Origin of the sequence: Thiocapsa sp. (genome assembly GCF_018399035.1) — a bacterium.
Lineage (GTDB): Bacteria > Pseudomonadota > Gammaproteobacteria > Chromatiales > Chromatiaceae > Thiocapsa.
Window position 1 is genome coordinate 3059198 of sequence record NZ_CP073760.1, and the last position, 18712, is coordinate 3077909.

Annotated in this window: 20 protein-coding genes; 10 read left to right on the top strand and 10 right to left on the bottom strand. The window is 63.7% G+C overall.

Annotated elements, in window-relative coordinates; genetic code table 11:
• Positions 1-58: 58 nt before the first annotated feature.
• The 5 genes from hoxU to KFB96_RS13910 are packed head-to-tail and all read left to right on the top strand — an operon-like array spanning position 59 to position 3591.
• Positions 59-790: a bidirectional hydrogenase complex protein HoxU gene (gene hoxU, locus KFB96_RS13890; RefSeq protein WP_213457876.1), complete on the top strand. Its 732-nt coding sequence runs from the start codon at positions 59-61 to the stop codon at positions 788-790.
• The gene (locus KFB96_RS13895; RefSeq protein ID WP_213457875.1) at positions 787-1329 is read left to right on the top strand and encodes an NADP oxidoreductase; all 543 of its coding nucleotides are present in this window, start codon (positions 787-789) and stop codon (positions 1327-1329) included. Before hoxU ends, KFB96_RS13895 begins: the two co-directional genes overlap by 4 nt.
• Before the next feature lie 4 nt (positions 1330-1333).
• Entirely contained in the window at positions 1334-1678 is a 345-nt protein-coding gene (locus KFB96_RS13900; RefSeq protein ID WP_213457874.1) for a hypothetical protein, read from the top strand.
• The gene (locus KFB96_RS13905; RefSeq protein ID WP_213457873.1) at positions 1675-3102 is read left to right on the top strand and encodes a Ni/Fe hydrogenase subunit alpha; all 1428 of its coding nucleotides are present in this window, start codon (positions 1675-1677) and stop codon (positions 3100-3102) included. The genes KFB96_RS13900 and KFB96_RS13905 overlap by 4 nt, the downstream gene beginning before the upstream one ends.
• On the top strand, positions 3103-3591 hold the full coding sequence (locus KFB96_RS13910) for a hydrogenase maturation protease (RefSeq protein WP_213457872.1): 489 nt from the start codon (positions 3103-3105) through the stop codon (positions 3589-3591).
• Positions 3592-3658: 67 nt separating this feature from the next.
• Here the strand turns inward: KFB96_RS13910 and KFB96_RS13915 are convergent, their stop codons facing one another.
• From KFB96_RS13915 to KFB96_RS26805, 4 genes are all read right to left on the bottom strand, one after another.
• Positions 3659-4360, bottom strand: a complete 702-nt coding sequence (locus tag KFB96_RS13915) for a rhodanese-like domain-containing protein (protein WP_213457871.1) — start codon at positions 4358-4360, stop codon at positions 3659-3661.
• 84 nt (positions 4361-4444) lie between these two features.
• Positions 4445-6007, bottom strand: coding sequence for a CHAD domain-containing protein (locus tag KFB96_RS13920; RefSeq protein ID WP_213457870.1), 1563 nt, complete (start codon positions 6005-6007; stop codon positions 4445-4447).
• A 146-nt stretch (positions 6008-6153) separates the two neighbouring features.
• Positions 6154-6819 (bottom strand): transposase, encoded by a 666-nt coding sequence (locus KFB96_RS13925; protein ID WP_300970223.1) that lies wholly within the window; start codon positions 6817-6819, stop codon positions 6154-6156.
• Positions 6792-7148, bottom strand: a complete 357-nt coding sequence (locus KFB96_RS26805; protein WP_300970225.1) for a transposase — start codon at positions 7146-7148, stop codon at positions 6792-6794. Before KFB96_RS26805 ends, KFB96_RS13925 begins: the two co-directional genes overlap by 28 nt.
• Before the next feature lie 22 nt (positions 7149-7170).
• Here KFB96_RS26805 and tnpA point away from each other — a divergent pair, with 22 nt between their 5' ends.
• The 4 genes from tnpA to lon all read left to right on the top strand — a co-directional run bounded on the left by tnpA (position 7171) and on the right by lon (position 12482).
• Positions 7171-7584 (top strand): IS200/IS605 family transposase, encoded by a 414-nt coding sequence (gene tnpA / locus KFB96_RS13930; RefSeq protein ID WP_213457868.1) that lies wholly within the window; start codon positions 7171-7173, stop codon positions 7582-7584.
• 305 nt (positions 7585-7889) lie between these two features.
• On the top strand, positions 7890-8861 hold the full coding sequence (gene tal, locus KFB96_RS13935; protein ID WP_213457867.1) for a transaldolase: 972 nt from the start codon (positions 7890-7892) through the stop codon (positions 8859-8861).
• Between the two features lie 361 nt (positions 8862-9222).
• Positions 9223-10017, top strand: coding sequence for a 16S rRNA (adenine(1518)-N(6)/adenine(1519)-N(6))-dimethyltransferase RsmA (gene rsmA / locus KFB96_RS13940; RefSeq protein WP_213457866.1), 795 nt, complete (start codon positions 9223-9225; stop codon positions 10015-10017).
• A 44-nt stretch (positions 10018-10061) separates the two neighbouring features.
• Positions 10062-12482, top strand: coding sequence for an endopeptidase La (lon, locus tag KFB96_RS13945; RefSeq protein ID WP_213458234.1), 2421 nt, complete (start codon positions 10062-10064; stop codon positions 12480-12482).
• A gap of 186 nt (positions 12483-12668) precedes the next feature.
• Here the strand turns inward: lon and rfbD are convergent, their stop codons facing one another.
• From rfbD to KFB96_RS13975, 6 genes are all read right to left on the bottom strand, one after another.
• Positions 12669-13580 carry a dTDP-4-dehydrorhamnose reductase gene (gene rfbD, locus KFB96_RS13950; RefSeq protein ID WP_213457865.1) on the bottom strand — a complete coding sequence of 304 codons (912 nt, stop codon included), beginning with the start codon at positions 13578-13580 and terminating at the stop codon, positions 12669-12671.
• Positions 13577-14143 (bottom strand): dTDP-4-dehydrorhamnose 3,5-epimerase, encoded by a 567-nt coding sequence (gene rfbC / locus KFB96_RS13955; RefSeq protein ID WP_213457864.1) that lies wholly within the window; start codon positions 14141-14143, stop codon positions 13577-13579. The genes rfbD and rfbC overlap by 4 nt, the downstream gene beginning before the upstream one ends.
• Positions 14140-15021, bottom strand: a complete 882-nt coding sequence (rfbA, locus tag KFB96_RS13960; protein ID WP_213457863.1) for a glucose-1-phosphate thymidylyltransferase RfbA — start codon at positions 15019-15021, stop codon at positions 14140-14142. The genes rfbC and rfbA overlap by 4 nt, the downstream gene beginning before the upstream one ends.
• Entirely contained in the window at positions 15018-16091 is a 1074-nt protein-coding gene (gene rfbB / locus KFB96_RS13965) for a dTDP-glucose 4,6-dehydratase (protein WP_213457862.1), read from the bottom strand. The genes rfbA and rfbB overlap by 4 nt, the downstream gene beginning before the upstream one ends.
• A 116-nt stretch (positions 16092-16207) precedes the next feature.
• Positions 16208-16750 (bottom strand): single-stranded DNA-binding protein, encoded by a 543-nt coding sequence (ssb, locus tag KFB96_RS13970; protein ID WP_213457861.1) that lies wholly within the window; start codon positions 16748-16750, stop codon positions 16208-16210.
• Between the two features lie 78 nt (positions 16751-16828).
• Entirely contained in the window at positions 16829-18211 is a 1383-nt protein-coding gene (locus KFB96_RS13975; RefSeq protein WP_213457860.1) for an MFS transporter, read from the bottom strand.
• 213 nt (positions 18212-18424) lie between these two features.
• On the opposite strand from KFB96_RS13975, the gene KFB96_RS13980 reads away from it, so the two are divergent.
• Complete coding sequence (locus KFB96_RS13980; RefSeq protein ID WP_213457859.1) at positions 18425-18652, top strand: hypothetical protein; 228 nt, start codon at positions 18425-18427, stop codon at positions 18650-18652.
• Positions 18653-18712: the final 60 nt, after the last annotated feature.

An 18712-nucleotide genomic window follows, 5' to 3' on the forward strand; every position in this document is an offset into this window, starting at 1 on the left:
GTTGCGTCCTATGCGTCGTTGCGGTTCAAACTGTAAGAACGAGGTTGACGGAGCCGATATGCCCCCACCCGCCAAGCAACCGAATGTCCGCGTCGTCACGCTTACCATCGACGGCCGGGATCTCTCCGCCCGCGCAGACGAGACCATCATCGAGGTCTGTCGCGAGAATCAAATCCCGATCCCGAGTCTCTGTTATCTCGAAGGACTGTCGGTCTGGGGCGCCTGTCGGCTGTGTCTCGTCGAGCTGGCCGGTCAAGGTCGCCTGCTGGCTGCCTGCTCGACCCGCGTCACGGAAGGGATGCAGATCCAGACGAACACCGAGAAGCTCCAGCGCTATCGCCGCACCATCGTCGAGCTGCTGTTTGCCGAGCGCAATCATGTCTGCTCGGTCTGCGTCTCCAACGGCCATTGCGAGCTGCAGCACATGGCGCAGAAGTGCGGTGTCGACCATGTCCGCGTGCCCTACAGGCAGGCCAGCTACCCGGTCGACAGCTCGCACGAGATGTTCCGGCTCGATCACGACCGCTGCATCCTCTGCACCCGCTGCGTACGCGTCTGCGACGAGATCGAGGGCGCCCATACCTGGGACGTCATGGGCCGCGGCAGCGACTGTCGGGTGATCACCGACATGGCACAACCCTGGGGCGAGAGCGACACCTGCACGAGCTGCGGCAAGTGTGTGCAGGTCTGCCCGACCGGCGCGCTGGTGAAGCAGGGCACTTCGGTCGGCGAGATGGTCAAAGACCAACACTTCCTGCCGATTCTCGCCCGCCGGAGACTTGCCCAATGAGCACCTCGCCCAAGATCACGGTCGCGACCACCTGGCTGGACGGCTGCTCGGGCTGTCATATGTCCTTCCTGGACATGGACGAGCGCCTGATCGAGCTGGTCCAGCAGGTCGACATCGTCTACAGCCCTTTGGTCGACACCAAAACCCTGCCCGACCATGTGGACGTGGGCATCCTGGAGGGCTCGATCAGCTCGGAAGACGATCTGGAAAAGGCACATGCGTTTCGCAAGCACTGCAAGATCCTGGTCAGCCTGGGTGATTGCGCCGTGAACGGAAACGTCCCGGCCATGCGCAACCACTTCAAGCTCGCCGACGTCGTCGATCACGCCTACCGCGACACCGTAACGGTCCAACCGCAGATCCCGACCCGCGGGGTTCCGGCCTTGCTCTCCGTCGTCAAACCCATCCACGGCGTCGTCGGGGTCGATGTCTTCGTACCCGGCTGCCCGCCGAGCGCCGACGCCATCTGGTACGTGCTGAGCGAGCTGATCGCGGGACGCACGCCGGATCCCAGCACCGTAACGCGGTTCGGGGCCTGAACCCGTGACCAAGCCTCCTGCCGGAAGCCAAGCACCACAGGATGCGGATACGGGCGTGATCGTCGCGCTCCTCGAGCGTCTGCGCACGCAACGCCTGCCGCGCCTGCTCGACATCAAGGCCAAGGTCGAGCGCGGCGCACGACTCGACAGCTTCGATATCGAGTTTCTGACCGAGGTCTTCGCCGATGCCAAGGACAAGCAGTCCAAGTGGGCACAGCACCCGGAGCTCGACGACATCATCGCCAGGATGACCCATCTCTATCACGAGATCACCGAGCGCGCCTTGAGCAACGAAGGCGACGACTCGGACGCCACGCCGAATCCCATCCGCCAGGGGCCGCATCCATGAGCCGCACCGTCATCATCGAACCCGTCACCCGCATCGAGGGCCATGCCCGCATCACCCTGCAGCTCGGAGACGCCGGAGAGGTCGAAGACGCCAAGTTCCATCTCACCCAGTTTCGCGGCTTCGAGAAATTCTGCGAGGGCCGGCCCTATCGCGAGATGCCCGCGCTGACCGCGCGCACCTGCGGGATCTGCCCGGTCAGTCATGTGCTGGCATCCAACAAGGCCTGCGATCACCTGCTCTCGGTCAGCATCCCGCCGACCGGCGAGAAGCTGCGCCGCATTATCAACCTCGCACAGATCACCCAGTCGCACGCCTTGTCGTTTTTTCATCTCTCCTCGCCGGACCTGCTGCTCGGCTGGGACTCGGATCCGGTCTCGCGCAACATCTTCGGCGTCATGCGCCAAGACCCGGCGCTCGCCAAGGACGGGATCCGTCTGCGCCAGATCGGACAGACCATCATCGAGACCTTGGGCGGCAAAAAGATCCACCCGACCTGGGTCGTGCCCGGCGGGGTCAGCGAGCCGTTGACCCGGGAGAAGCGCGATGCAATGCTCACGCTGATCCCCGAGGGGTTGGACATTGCCAAGCGCACCTACGCCTTCTTCAAGACGCTGGTGCCCAAGTTCAAGGACGAGGCCAGTCACTTCGGCAATCAACCGACCATGTTCCTCAGCCTGGTGAGCCCCAAGGGCCACCTGGAGCACTACGACGGCTTCCTGCGCCTCAAAGACGCCCAAGGCCGCATCCTCGAAGACATGGTCCCGCCGCACGAGTACGAGCGTCTGATCGGCGAGGCGGTCGAGGACTTCAGCTACATGAAGTTCCCCTACTACAAGCCGCACGGCTATCCCAAGGGGATCTATCGGGTCGGACCCCTTGCACGTCTGAACAATGTCGATGCCTGCGGAACACCCTATGCCGACGTCGCGCTCGCCGAGTTTCATATGCTTCAGGAATCCGGCCCGATCGCGAGCAGCTTCCACTATCACTATGCGCGCCTCGTCGAGATCATCTACGCGCTCGAGATGATGGAGCGCCTGCTCAGGGATCCGACCATCCTCGACGCACGCGTGCGCGCCCGTGCCCGCAGCAACCGCTACGAAGGCATCGGGGTGACCGAAGCCCCGCGCGGGATCCTGATGCATCACTATCGCATCGACGACGAGGGCCTCATCACCTGGGTCAACCTCATCATCGCGACCGGGCACAACAACCTCGCCATGAACCAGAGCATCCGCCAGGTCGCCGACGCCTATGTCGACGGCAACAACCTCCAGGAGGGGATGCTGAATCGCGTCGAGGCGGTTATCCGCTGCTTCGACCCCTGCCTGTCCTGCGCCTCGCACGCCTTCGGGGAGATGCCGCTCGCCATCGAGCTCAAGGATGCGACCGGCCGGGTCGTCGACACGCTCAGGCGCGGCTGAATGGATCGCGCGAGCAAGGGGGGCAGGAAGGTCTTGATCATCGGCTACGGCAGCCCGATCCGCGGCGACGACGCGATCGGGCCGCTGGTCGCGGATCGATTGCAGGCCGAGGGCATGCCGGAAGGCGTGGAGGTGGTCTCGCGCCACATCCTCACAGCCGAACTGGTCGCCGATTTGGTGGAGCACGACCGTGTCGTCTTTCTCGACGCCGCGGTCGACGGCACGCCGGGCGAGGTCCGCTGCCGATCACTCGCCCCCGACGCCAGCGCCATGTCGACCATGGCGCATTTCCTGGACCCACGCGAGCTGCTTGCCTGGTGCGAGACACTCTACGACAAGGTCCCCGAGACCTTCCTGGTCTCGGCGTGCGGGAGCTCGTTCGACTATTCCAATTACGTGCTGACACCGACCGCCGAAGCCGCGATCGAGCCTATGCTGGAATGGGTGCGGCGGCTGATTGAAGATCCGTTGGTGATGACGTCGGGCTGAGGCGGCTCATAACAGGCGGGTTCGGGGTACGGGGTTCGGGGATGCATCGAAGCCGATGTCGTGTGACTCACTGCGGAACCGGCCCGGTGGGCTTAACAGTCGTTAGGCCGAATTGCTCCCAAGCCTGTATCCCGCCTCGGTACCACTTGATCCGGGCGGCCGGATAACCGAGTGCCAGCAGGGCGCGGATATTGGTCGGTGACTGACCGCACCAGGCGCCGTTGCAGTAGAAGACCAGCGTTTGGACCGCACTGAAATTCCACAGGTCTTTCAGACGAATCGCCCCGAGCTCGAATTCGAGCAGCTCGGCGATGGCCTCCGGTCGGGCATGCGCCGGATCAAGGCGGGTATAGGGGATGTGAACGGCGCCGGGGATCATCCCCTGCGCGACCCAGGGCTCGGTGCGCGAATCGATCACCAGGATCGGCTCGCCCTTGGAGGCGCGCTCGAGATAGGCGATCAGCTCGAGCTCGCCGATGGTCTCCACGCCGGGCGCGAGCTGCATCGGTTGGATGCAGTAGGGAGGACAGTCGCGGGCGGTCTGGTCGTAGGGGGCAACGATGGTGTGATCGGGCTCCTGGTGACGCATCACGATGACTGGCTTTCCCGCATGCTCGACCTCGACATAGGGAAGGGTCTCGGTGATCTTCACCCGAAGATCGTCCAGATCGAAGAGCCCCTCCTGCGGGTCGGCCGCGCCGGCGCCTGTCGCAGCAGCGACAAGCAACAGGAGCGACGCCTTCAGGCATGACGGCAGAGTCAATCTCATCGACACCTCTCTTCAGCTCCTCCGGACCGCGCCTGCGGCAGGGATGGTCGATACGACCACGGCACTCCCCGTGCCGAACGCGTCTCAGCCGCGCTCGAACAGGGCACGAAACAACGCCTGGTGGTCGTCGTGCAGATATTGATCGAAGACCTCGGCGAAGTCCGCGCGAGCCTGCTCCTGGCGTCCCAAGAGCTGACCGACGAGCGCGCCCATCGCGAGCAGCGTCTCGGTATCGGCCTGACCCTCAACCTGCATCTGTTTGGCCCAGTCGAGCAGATGCTCGGCCTGCACGGCTAAGTCCTGAACCAGACCGAGCTGATCGAGCAGCGTCTTCAGAAGCTTGATTAATCGGGTCATCTTGCCCCGCGGATAAAGACTCTGGAAAAGCTCCATCAGATATCGGAGCTTCTTGCAGCTCTTGCGCAGCTCATGCAGATCGGTGGCGGGCGAATCCGGCCGAATCGCGAGACCCTCGCGTCGCACGCGTTTCACCATGCGCCGAATGCGCTCGTCGGCAAGCGCCTTGATCGGACGCGCGGCGTTGGACTCGGCCGGATGCTCGGCGATCGGCGCTTCGAGGAAGGCCCGCCAATCCCGCATCAAATCGGCAAAGGCGAGAGAGTCCATCGCGACGGCAAGGCGGCCTTGCTCCTCGCGTCGTCGGGCGGAAAGGAAGGAGTGGACCGCACCGAGACACGGGCGCAATCGCACCGGCAGGGCCTCGCGATAGCGTTCGAAGTTCAGAAGATAGACATCGAGATCACGGACCGGCCCGGTGATCTGCTGCAGCCATGCGAACCTGACCTTGTAATCCTCGAGGAGATCGGCCGGAAACACGCCCTTCGCCTGACCCAAGGCCGAGCGCGTGCGGCGCGTGGCGACGCGCAGATCATGTAGGAACTCGCTGTCCAGATGCTCCCGCGCACCGTCCCGATTCGCGACCAAGGTCGCGAACAGACTCCTCAGGACCACCTTGAGCGCCTCGTCCGACCTCTGATCGGGATCGAGTCGATCCTCGATCTTGGACGAATAGTCGCCGGGCGATCGACCGCACGCCGACAGCGCCTCCAACAGGATCGGTGTTTCGACAGCCTCGAGCCCGAGTCGCTCGGTGAGGAGATCGGTCACCTCCTGCGCAATCTGCTCGTGGTAGTGCTCCGCGACGAGGTGGATACGCGACGCGAGCGGTCCGCAAGTGTCGCCGCCGGGGCTGCGTGCAATCAACGCCTCGAACTCGACGCGCAACAAGGTCTCGGCATCGTCGTTGACGAGCCGAAAGACGGTGACATGACTCTCGATCTCCACGCGCGGGAGCAGCCGTCGGATCCCGCAAAGCTGCAGGATGCGCTCGCGCACCGGCCCGAGCGGAAGATCGGAGGCGAAACCGGGCTCGCCGGCAAGGGTCTGAGACAAAGGCGGCGACGCGCCATCGAGGTCGCGTCGGATCAGACGCCGCGTCGAGCGCTGCGTGTGGCATTCCAGCGCACCACCGTCATGGAAGATCACCCAGTCAAAGGTGTCGTAAAACACACGCGTCGTCGTCTCCGAGGGCGCGAGGATGGGACGATAGAGTTCCGTCAGCAGATCCGAGACCTGTTGGAACGGCGTGCCGTCGGGAACCCGAAGATCCGTTGTCGAATGGCTCATGGGATGTTGGAAACACCTCGTACCCTTGGCCTGAGAGGTCTTGAGTATGAACCTAAATCCGGCAGTTGACCGCTCAATGCTCCCTGCAACAGATGGATGGAATTTTGACATCCTCGCCGCCCTGAAGGACGGCGATTCCTACGGCGCTACACGCAAGAAAGCTCGCGAATAGTCGCTTCGGCGGGTTCCTGGGCCGACGCTCCAATGAGCGAAGTATCTCCGCAGGCTAACCGGGCGTGTCCCGCCCTTAGAACATTGATCGCACCGACCAAATCGGCGTTTTCCTCGAAACCGCACTCCACGCACGCGAACCGGGCTTGAGTCTGCCTGTTCTCCTTGGCGATATGCCCGCAGCACGGACAGGTCCGGCTGGTGTTCTGTGGGGGCACCGCGACCAGGTGCCCGCCACTCCACGCCGTCTTGTAGTCCAGTTGCCGGCGAAACTCGAACCAACCCTGGTCGAGAATGGCTTTGTTCAGGCCGGACTTGGCCCGAACGTTGGTGCCCGGCGCTTCCACCGTCCCGGCCGCCGACGCCGACATGTTGCGAACCTGCAAGTCCTCGATGCACACCATCGCGTGGTTTTGGCTGATCGTGGTCGTGGTCTTGTGCAGGTCGTCGCGCCGGGCGTTGGCGATCTTGGTATGGATGCGCTGGACCTTGGCTTTCGCCTTCATCCAGTTCCTCCCGAACTTGGTCTTGCGGCTCATGGCGCGCTGCGCCTTCGCCAACGCCTGTTCCTGGCGTTTGAAACTGCTCAGGGGCTCGAACACGGCGCCGTCGCTCAAGGTGGCGAAGCGGGCGATGCCCATGTCGATCCCGACGGCCGTTTGAAACGGGGAAAGTCGGCCCGCTTGGCGAAGAAGTTGGTATAGGCCCGCTCCAGGTCCTTGAGGGTCTGTTGTAGGGCTTGGGATGGGGTGTCGCAGAGCCAGGCCGTCGCCGGGACGGCCTTCCACTCGATCAGGGCACTGCACAGCCCGGCATACCCGAGCCGCTTCTCCCCAGCCGCATACCGCTCCTGCTGCATCGCCAGCGCCTTGTTGAAGACGAACCGGCACGATCCGGCGAAGCGGCGCATGTCGCGCGCCTGCCCGCCATCCGGCATCAACTCGAATTTGAACGCTTGGAGACGCAACATAGCCTGGAGTATAGTTTGGTCTATGACACAAGACAACGACATTAGACGCGGCAGACACTGCGTCTTTCAGATGCACGTCCATTTGGTCTTTGTGGCGAAATACCGCCGCAAGGTCTTCGACGCTGCCGCGATCGACACCCTGCGCGGGATCTTCGCCAAGGTCTGCACCGACTTCGAGGCCACGCTGGTCGAAATGGACGGCGAGCACGACCATGTGCACCTGCTGGTCGCCTATCCGCCAAAGGTGGCGGTGTCGGCCCTGGTGAACAGCCTCAAGGGCGTCTCCAGCCGCCTACTGCGCCAAGAGCGCCAGGACATTCAGCAGCGTTACTGGAAAGGCGTCCTCTGGTCGCCCTCCTACTTCGCCGCCTCCTGCGGCGGTGCCCCGATTTCCATCGTGCGCCAGTACATCGAACAGCAACAGACTCCCACCTGAACAGATGCCGGACGGGTCCACCGTCCGGCGCTATCCATCCCCGCCCTGAACGACGGGGCTTTTCGCGCAAGACGGGTAAATTCCAGCGGCCGGCTCATTCACCCGCCGGATGATGGCCGCTACGACCACAGGAGCAGGCCCCGCGCGCCGGATCGTCCTGCCGGCGCGGTTCTTGCGTAACGGCACGACATGCCTTGCTCTCGAGGCGCATCGAGCGCCGGGGCGGATTCGAAATCGTCATCCGATTCCGTTAAGGTCAACCCATCGACGCCGACGCGTCTCAACCTTGAAGAAGGTGTGGAACCATGAGCAAGCTCGACCAACTCAAGACCATGACCACGGTCGTCGCCGACACCGGCGATTTCGAGTCCATCGCCGAGTATCAGCCCCAAGATGCCACCACCAACCCCTCACTGATCTTCAAAGCAGCCCAGATGACGCAGTACCGCGAGCTGGTGGAGGACGCCGTTCTCTTCGGCACGCGTGAGGGCGGCAGCAACGCGATGGACCAAGCCCGGGCGACGATGGACAAGCTCGCCGTGAACTTCGGCACGGAAATCCTGAAGATTGTTCCCGGACGGGTCTCGACCGAGATCGATGCGCGGCTCTCCTTCGACACCGAGGCCACGCTCAAGCGCGCCGCGGCACTGGTGGAGCTCTACCAAGCCGCCGGCATCGACCCGAGCACCCGAGTCCTCTTCAAGATCGCATCGACCTGGGAAGGCATCCGCGCCGCGGAAATCCTGCAGCGCCAGGGTTTGCACTGCAATTTAACCCTCTTGTTCAGCTTCGCCCAGGCCGTCGCCTGCGCCGACGCGGGCGTCACACTCATCTCGCCGTTCGTCGGGCGGATCCTCGACTGGTACAAGAATGCCGACAACGTCCCCGGCTATCCGGCCGACGAGGACCCGGGCGTGCAGTCCGTCACCCGGATCTACAACTACTACAAACGCCACGGCTACGATACCGTCGTCATGGGCGCGAGCTTCCGCAACCTCGACGAGATCCTGGAGCTGGCCGGCTGCGACTACCTCACCATCTCGCCCGCCCTGCTCGGCGAGCTCGCCTCGACCGAAGGCGATGTCCCACGCAAGCTGGATCCCGAAGGGGCGCTCGGCATGGACCTCCCGAAGGTCGGCTTCGACGAGCCCGGCTTCCGCTGGGAGCTCAACGAAGACGCCATGGCCTCCGAAAAACTCGCCGAGGGGATCCGACTCTTCGCCGCCGACACGCGTAAACTCGAGCAGTTCGCCCATGAAGTCTGCCACAACTGCTGAGCAACGCGTCAGAAATCAGTTAAGCACCGAATCCAATCGTTGTCGTTGTCGTTGTCGTTGTCGCGTTCGTGGTCGTCCGGAATCCGATTACGACAACGACAACGAGCAGAGCCTTCGACCACGTTTCTCGGTTCCGGCTCTGCCGGGTTAGGTTCGGTGCTCACCCTATTTCCGACACCTGACTTACCGGGCGCCGGGCGCCTGAGCACGAAACACCCCTCGACGCCATTAACGACCTTAGAGCCGACACGGTTTAAATGACAAAAAATAATGACTTAAACCGCGTCGACTCCGACGCTCGCGTATTGCCAGGATCGCGAATCAGGTTGAAACCAATCCATATCATGCCGGACGCAGTTTAATGGAGCACCGCGCACGCAAACGTTTCGGCCAGAACTTTCTTCATGACCGCCAAGTGATCGACCGTATCCACGGGGCGATTGCGGCGACGCCGGGCGAGCGCGTCGTCGAGATCGGTCCCGGGCAGGGCGCGATCACACAAGGACTCCTGACCGCGGCCGGCTCGCTCGATGTCGTCGAGCTGGACCGCGACCTGGTCGGCCCGCTGCGCGATCGGCTCGGCCCGCTCGGGGATCTGCGGATCCACCAGGCCGATGCACTGAATTTCGACCTCTGCGCCCTCGTGCACGCGAGCGAGCGCTTGCGTCTCGTCGGGAATCTCCCCTACAACATCTCCACACCGCTCTTGTTCCGATTCCTGGAGCAGGCCGACTGTATCGAGGACATGCACCTGATGCTGCAGAAGGAGGTCGTCGAGCGCATCGTCGCGGATCCGGGCGACAAGACCTACGGACGTCTCTCGGTGATGGTTCAGACGCTGTGCTCGGCGGATTGTCTCTTTCGCATCGGTGCGGGCGCCTTCACCCCGGCCCCGAAGGTCGAGTCCGCCTTCCTGCGGTTGCGGCCCCATCGACCGCTTCCCTACCCCGTCGACGACCCGGCACTGCACGCCCGTATCGTCGCCGCGGCCTTCGGGCAGCGACGCAAGACGCTGCGCAACAGTCTCTCCAAACTGGTCGATGCACAGCTCCTCATCGCGACCGGGATCGATCCGACGCTGAGGGCCGAAAACCTCGATGTCGCAAGCTATGCGCGCCTGGCGAATGCCGCTTGCAAATCTCCGCTCGTACCCTGAAATTGACCGATCCGAGTGGGGTATTGACGAACGAGGACAGCACGATGGCGGTCGAGGATTCAGGCGAAGATTTGGGAGAGGATTCGGGCGACATCGGGGGCGACGCGGGTTCCGAGATCACGCTCGCGCGGGCCAACGATGTCCTCCCGACCCGTATCCCCATCCTGCCGGTCGCCTCGCGTCCCTTCTTTCCCGGCCAAGCCGTTCCGCTGATGATGGACGCGGAAAGCTGGTCCTCGACACTCAAGGTGGTCGGGGAGAGCGAGCACAAGATCCTCGGCGTCGTGCTGGTGCGCAGCGAGACCTCCGAAGAGGCGCAAACGACCGATTTCTATCCGGTCGGCACGGCCTGCCGGGTCCACCGCGTCCATCAGCAAGACGGCCACCTCCAAGTCCTGGTGGAGTGCCTGCAGCGATTCAGCATCGCCAACTGGGTCAGCCGCAAAGTCCCCTTCGACGCACAGGTGACCTATCTGCCCGAGCCGGCCGGTCCTCCGAACGAGGAGATCAAGGCCTACGCCATGGCCGTGATCAACACCATCAAAGAGCTGCTGCCGCTCAACCCGCTCTATGTCGAAGAGCTGCGGATGTTCCTCGACCGCTTCGGCCCCGACGACCCGTCGCATCTCTCCGACTTCGCGGCCAGCCTCACCACCTCGACCAAGGAGCAGCTGCAGGACGTCCTGGAGCTCGTTCCGCTCTTGCCGCGCATGGAAAAGGTGCTGGTCCTGCTCAACAACGAGCTCGAGCTCGCCCGCGCCCAGCAGAAGATCCGGCGCACGGTCGAGGAGAAGATGCACAAGCAGCAGCGCGAGTTCTTTTTGCGCGAGCAGCTCAAGGCGATCCAAAAGGAGCTCGGCATCGCCAAGGACGACCGCACCGCGGAGATCGACCGCTTCACCGCCCGGATCGAAAAGCTCGTCCTGACCGAGCAGGCGAGCAAACGGGTCGAAGAGGAGATGGACAAGCTGCGCATGCTGGAGACCGGTTCTCCGGAATACGCCGTGACCCGCAACTATCTGGACTGGATCACGATCCTGCCCTGGGGCAAGCACTCCGCCGACAAGCTGGATCTCAAGCGGGCGCGCCGCGTTTTGGATCGCGACCATTACGGCCTGGAGGATGTGAAGAAACGCATCCTCGAATTCCTCGCCGTCGGCATCCACAAGGGCGAGATCGCCGGCTCCATCATCCTGCTCGTCGGCCCACCCGGTGTCGGCAAGACCTCGATCGGGCACTCCATCGCCGATGCGCTCGGGCGGCGCTTCTATCGCTTCTCGGTCGGCGGCATCCGCGACGAGGCCGAGATCAAGGGCCACCGTCGCACCTACATCGGCGCCATGCCCGGCAAGTTTCTCCAGGCGATCAAGGACGCCGGCACGGCTAATCCCGTCATCATGCTCGACGAGATCGACAAGGTCGGCGCGTCATACCACGGCGACCCCGCCTCGGCCCTGCTCGAGGTCCTGGACCCGGAACAGAACAGCGACTTCCTCGATCACTACCTGGATCTGCGCTTTGATCTGTCCAAAGTGCTCTTCGTCTGCACCGCGAACCAGACCGACAGCATCCCCGGCCCCTTGCTCGACCGCATGGAGGTGATTCAGCTCTCCGGCTATATCGCCGAGGAGAAGCTCCAGATCGCCAAGAAATATCTGCTGCCGCGCCAGATCGACCGGGCAGGGCTCGCCAAACGTGCGGTGACGCTCGACACCAAGACACTACGTGCCCTGATCGATGCCTATGCCCGCGATGCCGGGGTGCGTCGGCTGGAAAAACAGCTGGGAAAGATCGTGCGCAAGGTCGCCGTACGCATGCTCGAAGGCGAAGAGACACCGATCAGCATCGGCGCGGAGGACCTCAAGGGCTATCTCGGCAGCCCGGTGTTTCGCGACGAGCGCAAGCTCTCCGGCCCCGGCGTCGTGACCGGTCTCGCCTGGACCGCCATGGGGGGCGTCACACTCTCCATCGAGGCCGCCCGGACCCACAGCTTCACGCGCGGCTTCAAGCTCACCGGTCAGCTCGGGGACGTCATGAAGGAGTCCGCCGAGATCGCCTACGGCTATCTGGTCGGCCACGCCGCCCAACTCGGCGCCGATCCGGCCTTCTTCGAGAACGCCTTCATCCATGTCCACGTCCCGGCCGGCGCCACGCCGAAGGACGGCCCCTCGGCCGGCATCACCATCACGTCCGCCCTCCTCTCGCTCGCCCGCAACCAACCGATCCGCCGACTCGCCATGACCGGCGAGATCACCTTAACCGGCGAGGTCTTCCCGGTCGGCGGCATCCGCGAGAAGCTGATCGCGGCACGACGCGCGGGCATCCGCGAGATCATCCTCCCGGAGGACAACCGCGGCGAGTTCGAAGAGGTGCCCGAGCACGTCAGCAAGGGCTTCAAGGTGCATTTCGCCTCGCGCTACAACGACGTCCTGCCGCTCTTGTTCGGGACAGCCTCGAGGACCTAAACCGCGTCCAGAGCGACATGCGTTATTTTCATTTTGCCTATGGCTTTGGAGATATCCTCGATCTCGGTGAGACGCGGTTTAAAATTTAATCTTTTTTAATGCCTTAAACCGCGCCGATTCCAACGGCCGTCAAGTCTGCCGGGGTCGATCCCATCCAATGACATCGCATACCGCGCCGGGCGCGGTTTAAGTCTTCTCGTCCAAACACTGCCTCAACGACAGACGCCAATCCGGCATCGACAACCCGAAGGTCTCTTGAAAGAGGCTGTTGTCCAAGACCGAGTAGAGCGGGCGGCGCGCCGGCGCCGGATATTCGGACGAGGGAATCGGGATCAGATTCGCGTCCAGGCCGGCGTCTTCCAGGATCGCGCTCGCGAACCCGAACCAGCTGACCTGACCCGAGCCGGTCAGATGATAGAGCCCGCCGACCTTCTTCAGATCCAGCTCGCCGCGCAAAACCCTGTAGAGCACCAAGGCCGTCGCCGAGGCCAACATGCGACTCCAGGTCGGCGAGCCGATCTGATCGTCGACGATGCGCAGCTCGTCGCGCTCTTTGAGCAGACGCAGCATGGTCAGCAGGAAATTGGCGCCGCGGATGCCGTAGACCCAGCTGGTGCGAAAGATCAGGGCACGGGCGCCGGAGCTCAGCAACGCCTGCTCGCCGCCGAGCTTGGTCTCGCCGTAGACATTGAGCGCACCGGGTGCGTCGTCTTCTCGGTAGGGCCGATCCAGATTGCCGGAGAACACGAAGTCGGTCGAGTAATGGATGATCGGCGTGCCGCGCCTGGCCAGCATGGCGCCCAGCTCGCCGACCGCATCCGCATTGATCCGCTGCGCGATGGCGCGATCGGTCTCGGCCTTGTCCACGGCGGTGTAGGCGGCGGCATTGACGACCGCATCCGGAGCGGTGTCCTGGACAAGCCTCGCCAAGGATGCCGGATCCAGCAGATCGATCGTCGGTCCGTACTCCCCTTCGAGGGAGGCCGGAATCACATCGCCGAGTGTCGCGAGTGTGCGCCGCAACTCCCAACCGACTTGCCCGTTGGCGCCGATCAGAAGGATTCGGGGCCGTTCGGCGGTCGTGCGCTTGGTCATCATAGGCTGGCCTCGTAATCGGGAAGGCGTTCGGGTGAGATCTCGCTCAGACAGGCCGCGGCCGAATCCTTGGCAGAGAGCTCGGGCGTCCCCTCGAACGGCCAGTCGATGCCGATCTCGGGGTCGTCCCAACGTAGACTGAGCTCGGTCTCGGGGCTGTAATAGTCCGTGTTTTTGTAGATGAAGAGGGCCGAGTCGCCGGTGACCAGGAAGCCGTGGGCGAACCCCGGCGGGATCCAGAACTGGCGTCGGTTCTCTCCCGACAGGGTCGCACCGACCCAGCGCCCGAAGGTCGGCGAGCCGCGACGGATATCGACCGCGACGTCGAACACCTCGCCGTCCATCACCTGCACCAACTTGCCCTGTGCGTGCGGATGCTGGACATGCAGGCCCCGCAGGACACCCCGCCCCGAGTAGGACAGGTTGTCTTGGACAAAGGGCGCAGGGATCCCGAGCTCGGCGTAGCGATTGGTCCGGTAGGTCTCCATGAAGAAGCCCCGCTCGTCGCCGAAGACCTTGGGTTCGAGGATCAGGACACCCGGGATTGCCGTTTCGATGACCTTCATACGTCGCCTCGCCGCAGCAGACTCAGCAGATACTCGCCGTAGCCGCTCTTCTTCAGCTCCTCGCCCATCGCCCGGAGCTGGTCGTCGTCGATCCAGCCGTTGAAGTAGGCCACCTCTTCCGGACAGCAGATCTTGAGGCCCTGTCGGCGCTCGATCGTCTCGATGAACTGCCCGGCCTGCATGAGCGACTCGTGCGTGCCGGTATCGAGCCAGGCGGTCCCGCGACCGATTCGGCTGACGTGCAGATCGCCCTGCTCGAGGTAGCGGATGTTGAGGTCCGTGATCTCCAGCTCGCCCCGTGGCGACGGGCGCAGCCCCTCGGCGAGTCCGCAGACCTGATCGTCGTAGAAATAGATGCCGGTCACCGCCCAGTTGGACTTGGGTTTGCTGGGTTTCTCTTCCAGGCTCAGGACATGCCCGCTCGCATCGAACTCGACCACGCCGTAGCGCTCCGGGTCCGAGACGTAGTAGCCGAAGACGGTGGCGCCGCGCTCGCACGCACCGGCGGCCTTGAGCTGATCCACCAGGCCGTGGCCGTAAAAGATGTTGTCGCCGAGAACGAGACAGGAGGGCGATGTGCCGACGAAGTCCTTGCCGATCAGGAAGGCTTGCGCGAGCCCGCCCGGATGGGGCTGCTCGGCGTACTCGAGATGCAAACCCCATTGGGACCCGTCCCCGAGGAGCGATCGGAACATCGGCAGGTCATGCGGCGTGGAGATGATCAGAATCTCGCGAATCCCCGCCAACATCAGGGTCGAGAGCGGGTAATAGATCATCGGTTTGTCGTAGATCGGCAGCAGCTGCTTGCTGATCGCGCGCGTCAGCGGATAGAGACGCGTGCCGGAGCCTCCGGCCAGGATGATGCCTTTTCGATTCATGATCCGATCCCTCCACCGGCGGCACCGAGACGCTCGCCGAGATAGCTCCCGTCGGTGACCCGCCGACACCAGTCCGGATGGTCCAGATACCAGTCGACCGTCAAGCGCATGCCGGACTCGAAGGTCTCCGCCGGCTCCCACCCAAGCTCGCGCTTGAGCTTGCCGGCATCGATGGCGTAGCGCCGATCGTGTCCGGGACGGTCTTTGACGAAGGTCTTCAGACCGGTGTGCGGCCGATAGGGCGAAGCGGGCAGGCGCTCGTCGAGCAGGGCACAGAGCGTCTCGACGACCTCGAGATTGGTCTTCTCGCTGTTGCCGCCGACATTGTAGACCTCGCCCGGTCTGCCGGCCTCGAGCACGCGCAGGATCGCCCGGCAATGATCGATGACGTACAGCCAGTCGCGGACGTTCCCGCCGTCGCCGTAGATGGGCAAGGACTCGCCGCGCTGCGCCTTCAGGATCATCAGCGGGATCAACTTCTCCGGGAACTGGTAAGGCCCGTAATTGTTCGAGCAGTTGGTCGTCAGCACCGGCAAGCCGTAGGTGTGAAACCAGGCGCGCACAAGATGGTCCGATGCGGCCTTGGACGCCGAGTAGGGCGAGTTGGGCGCGTACGGGGTCGACTCCGTGAAGAGACCCGTCGGCCCGAGCGAGCCGTAGACCTCGTCGGTCGAGACATGCAGGAAGCGAAAGGCGTCCTTGGCCGCGCCTTTACGCTTCGCCCAATGCGCACGGGCGCAGTCCAGCAGATTGAAGGTACCGACCACGTTGGTCTGGACGAACTGGGCCGGGCCGTCGATCGAGCGATCGACATGGCTCTCGGCCGCAAAGTTCACGACCGCATCGACCTCGTACTCGGCAAGGAGTCGGGCCACCAGCGCAGGATCGGCGATGTCGCCCTGCACGAAGACATGACGCGGGTTGTCCTTCAGATCGGCAAGGGTGTCCAGATTGCCGGCGTAGGTCAGGGAATCGAGGTTGACCACCCGCGCATCGGTCGTCTCGAGGATGTGGTGGACGAAGTTGCCGCCGATAAATCCGGCCCCGCCGGTGACGAGAAGGGTCAGCACACGCAATGCTCCTTGACGCTGATGGTGGAACGCTTAAACCGCGCCCAGCGCGGTAGGCGATGTTTTTGGATGGGATCGGCCCCGGCAGACTTGACGACCGTTGGAGTCGGCGCGGTTTAAAACGGGATATCGTCGTCGAAATCCGCCGCGCCTTGGCTGCTGCCTCCGGGGCTGCTGCCTCCAGGGCTGCTGCCTCCAGGGCTGCTGCCTCCGGATGACGGCGCCGGACTCGAGGATTGCGGCCGCCCGCCGCCGCGCGATTGATAGGCGGGCGCGTCATCGAAAGGCACCGATGATCCGACACCACCACCGCCGGAACGGCTGTCGAGCATCTGCATCGTCCCGTTCATGTCGACCACCACCTCGGTCGTGTAGCGATCTTGTCCGTCCTGGCCCTGCCATTTTTTAGTGCGCAGCTTGCCTTCGACGTAGATCTTCGAGCCCTTGTGCACATACTGCTTGACGATCTCGGCGACCTTGCCGAAGAAGACGACGTTGTGCCATTCGGTGCGCTCCTGCCGCTCGCCGGTGTTCCGGTCCTTCCAGGTCTCACTCGTTGCGATGCGGACATTCGCCACCGCATCACCGCTCGGCATGTAACGCACCTCCGGATCAGCCCCGAGGTTGCCGATGAGAATCACCTTGTTGACGCCTGCCATGCAGCCCTCCCGCTCCGCGCCGAACGCGGGCGATTGTTGTCCAGCCTAAAAATACGCGGCCGACCTCGGCATTCCGCCTCAGGCCCTAGCCGAAAATGTCTGCAATGTTGCCCAATCCAGTCGGCCACTGTCCACCTTCAGATAAGCGACACCCTCATCGAGGGCAACGACGGCATCCTCCACCCCCGGGATGGCCAGCAGACGCGCCTCGAGACCCAGGCCCTCTTCGGCCGGCCGATCGCCGAGCGAAAGGACATGCGCCGTCAGATTCGCCGGCATCGCCATCGTCGCGGCCAAGCCGATCCACACCAACGAGGTCGCCGCCCCGACCAGATAGACGGCGTCCGCGCCGAAGCTCTGATGCGCCAAGCCGCCGAGCAACCCGCCCAGGAAGGCACCTAAGAACTGCGAGCTCGAGAAGACCCCCATCGCGGTTCCCCGCGCGCCGGCACGCGCGGCCTTCGAGACGAGCGACGGCAGGATGGCCTCCATCAGGTTGAAGACGGTGAACATCACCAGCAGCAGGAACCCGACGACCCAAATGGACTGATTGAAGAGATAGAAGCCCACCATGGACGCACACATCGCCGTAACCGCACCGAGCAGCACGGCCTTCACCTTGCCGCCGCGCTCCGCCATGATGATGAAGGGGACCATGATCACGATGGCGAGCAAGACGACCGGCAGATAGAGCAGCCAGTGATCCACGGGCGCCAAACCGGCCGACTCGATCGACAGCGGCAGCACCACGAACATGCTCACCATGGTGAGGTGCAGCAGGAAGATGCCCAGATCCAGACGCAGCAGCGTGGGGTTACCCAGCACGCCCGCGAACTGATCCATCACCGGCTGGGCCTCGCGATGGACGCCGGAGCGCTCGGGCTCGGGCACGATATAGGCCAGGACCAGCATGCCGACGATCGCCAGAAACGCGGTCAGCCAAAAGATCCCCGAGATACCGAGCCAGCGCGCCAAAGGGGGGCCGACGACCAGTGCCCCGGCAAAGGAGAGTGCCACGCTGATGCCGATGGCCGCCATGGCCCGCGTGCGCACCGAATCGCGGGTCAGATCGGCGGTCAGCGCAATGGTCGCCGCCGCGATGGCGCCGCTGCCCTGGATCACGCGTCCCAGGATGACCAGCTCGATCTGATCGGCAAGGGCCGCGACCACGCTGCCGATCGCGAACAACACCAGCCCCCCGTAGATGACCGGCTTGCGCCCGATCCGATCCGACAACAGACCGAGCGGGATCTGAAACAGCGCCTGCGTCAGGCCATAGGCACCGATCGCCAGTCCGACCAACAAGGGGGTGGCGCCGTCCAGGTCGTGTGCATAGAGCGCGAAGACCGGCAGGACCATAAAGAGGCCCAGCATGCGTGTGGAGAAGATCGCGGCCAGACCGGCCGCGGCGCGCTTCTCCAGCCCGGTGAAGGCGACAAGGGGTTGATAAGAGCGAGTCAAAGCCGGTGACCTTCTACGTCGATTCGGCGGAAGACGCGAGTATAAGGGCTTGTCGGCGATCGTGCCCGCGATTGACAGGAATCCTCCCGCAGACCAGTCTTCTTAAACCGCGCCCAGTGCGGTATGCGATGTTTTTGGATGGGATCGGCCCCGGCGGATTTCAGAACCGCTGGAGCCGGCGCGGTTTAAGACGGGCTCCGCGGAGAAACGGCGATGACGGCAGAGATCGAAAACCGTGTCCTCGAGCATCTCCGCGCAATCCGCCCGGACCTCGCCGACATCAAACGCGACGTCACCGCCAACAGTCTCCAGCTCTCCGCGATGGGGCAACAGCTGGCAGGGCTGACGGCAGCGGTCTACGGCAGCAAATCGGATGTCGACGACATCAAACGCCGCCTGGAACGTTTGGAGCGGCGATTGGAGCTTCACGACGAGCATTGAGCGTCGCCGGTAGCCGCAGAATGACGCGGCGGCCACACCTGGCGTTGCATCTTCGCTGAC

What these genes read in the sequence shown, in the direction of transcription:
- hoxU (WP_213457876.1), top strand. Translation starts at nt 59, where the DNA reads ATGCCCCCACCCGCCAAGCAACCGAATGTCCGCGTCGTCACGCTTACC.
- KFB96_RS13895 (WP_213457875.1), top strand. Translation starts at nt 787, where the DNA reads ATGAGCACCTCGCCCAAGATCACGGTCGCGACCACCTGGCTGGACGGC.
- KFB96_RS13905 (WP_213457873.1), top strand. Translation starts at nt 1,675, where the DNA reads ATGAGCCGCACCGTCATCATCGAACCCGTCACCCGCATCGAGGGCCAT.
- KFB96_RS13910 (WP_213457872.1), top strand. Translation starts at nt 3,103, where the DNA reads ATGGATCGCGCGAGCAAGGGGGGCAGGAAGGTCTTGATCATCGGCTAC.
- KFB96_RS13915 (WP_213457871.1), bottom strand. Translation starts at nt 4,360, where the DNA reads ATGAGATTGACTCTGCCGTCATGCCTGAAGGCGTCGCTCCTGTTGCTT.
- KFB96_RS13920 (WP_213457870.1), bottom strand. Translation starts at nt 6,007, where the DNA reads ATGAGCCATTCGACAACGGATCTTCGGGTTCCCGACGGCACGCCGTTC.
- KFB96_RS13925 (WP_300970223.1), bottom strand. Translation starts at nt 6,819, where the DNA reads ATGGGCATCGCCCGCTTCGCCACCTTGAGCGACGGCGCCGTGTTCGAG.
- KFB96_RS26805 (WP_300970225.1), bottom strand. Translation starts at nt 7,148, where the DNA reads ATGTTGCGTCTCCAAGCGTTCAAATTCGAGTTGATGCCGGATGGCGGG.
- tnpA (WP_213457868.1), top strand. Translation starts at nt 7,171, where the DNA reads ATGACACAAGACAACGACATTAGACGCGGCAGACACTGCGTCTTTCAG.
- tal (WP_213457867.1), top strand. Translation starts at nt 7,890, where the DNA reads ATGAGCAAGCTCGACCAACTCAAGACCATGACCACGGTCGTCGCCGAC.
- rsmA (WP_213457866.1), top strand. Translation starts at nt 9,223, where the DNA reads ATGGAGCACCGCGCACGCAAACGTTTCGGCCAGAACTTTCTTCATGAC.
- lon (WP_213458234.1), top strand. Translation starts at nt 10,062, where the DNA reads ATGGCGGTCGAGGATTCAGGCGAAGATTTGGGAGAGGATTCGGGCGAC.
- rfbD (WP_213457865.1), bottom strand. Translation starts at nt 13,580, where the DNA reads ATGATGACCAAGCGCACGACCGCCGAACGGCCCCGAATCCTTCTGATC.
- rfbC (WP_213457864.1), bottom strand. Translation starts at nt 14,143, where the DNA reads ATGAAGGTCATCGAAACGGCAATCCCGGGTGTCCTGATCCTCGAACCC.
- rfbA (WP_213457863.1), bottom strand. Translation starts at nt 15,021, where the DNA reads ATGAATCGAAAAGGCATCATCCTGGCCGGAGGCTCCGGCACGCGTCTC.
- ssb (WP_213457861.1), bottom strand. Translation starts at nt 16,750, where the DNA reads ATGGCAGGCGTCAACAAGGTGATTCTCATCGGCAACCTCGGGGCTGAT.
- KFB96_RS13980 (WP_213457859.1), top strand. Translation starts at nt 18,425, where the DNA reads ATGACGGCAGAGATCGAAAACCGTGTCCTCGAGCATCTCCGCGCAATC.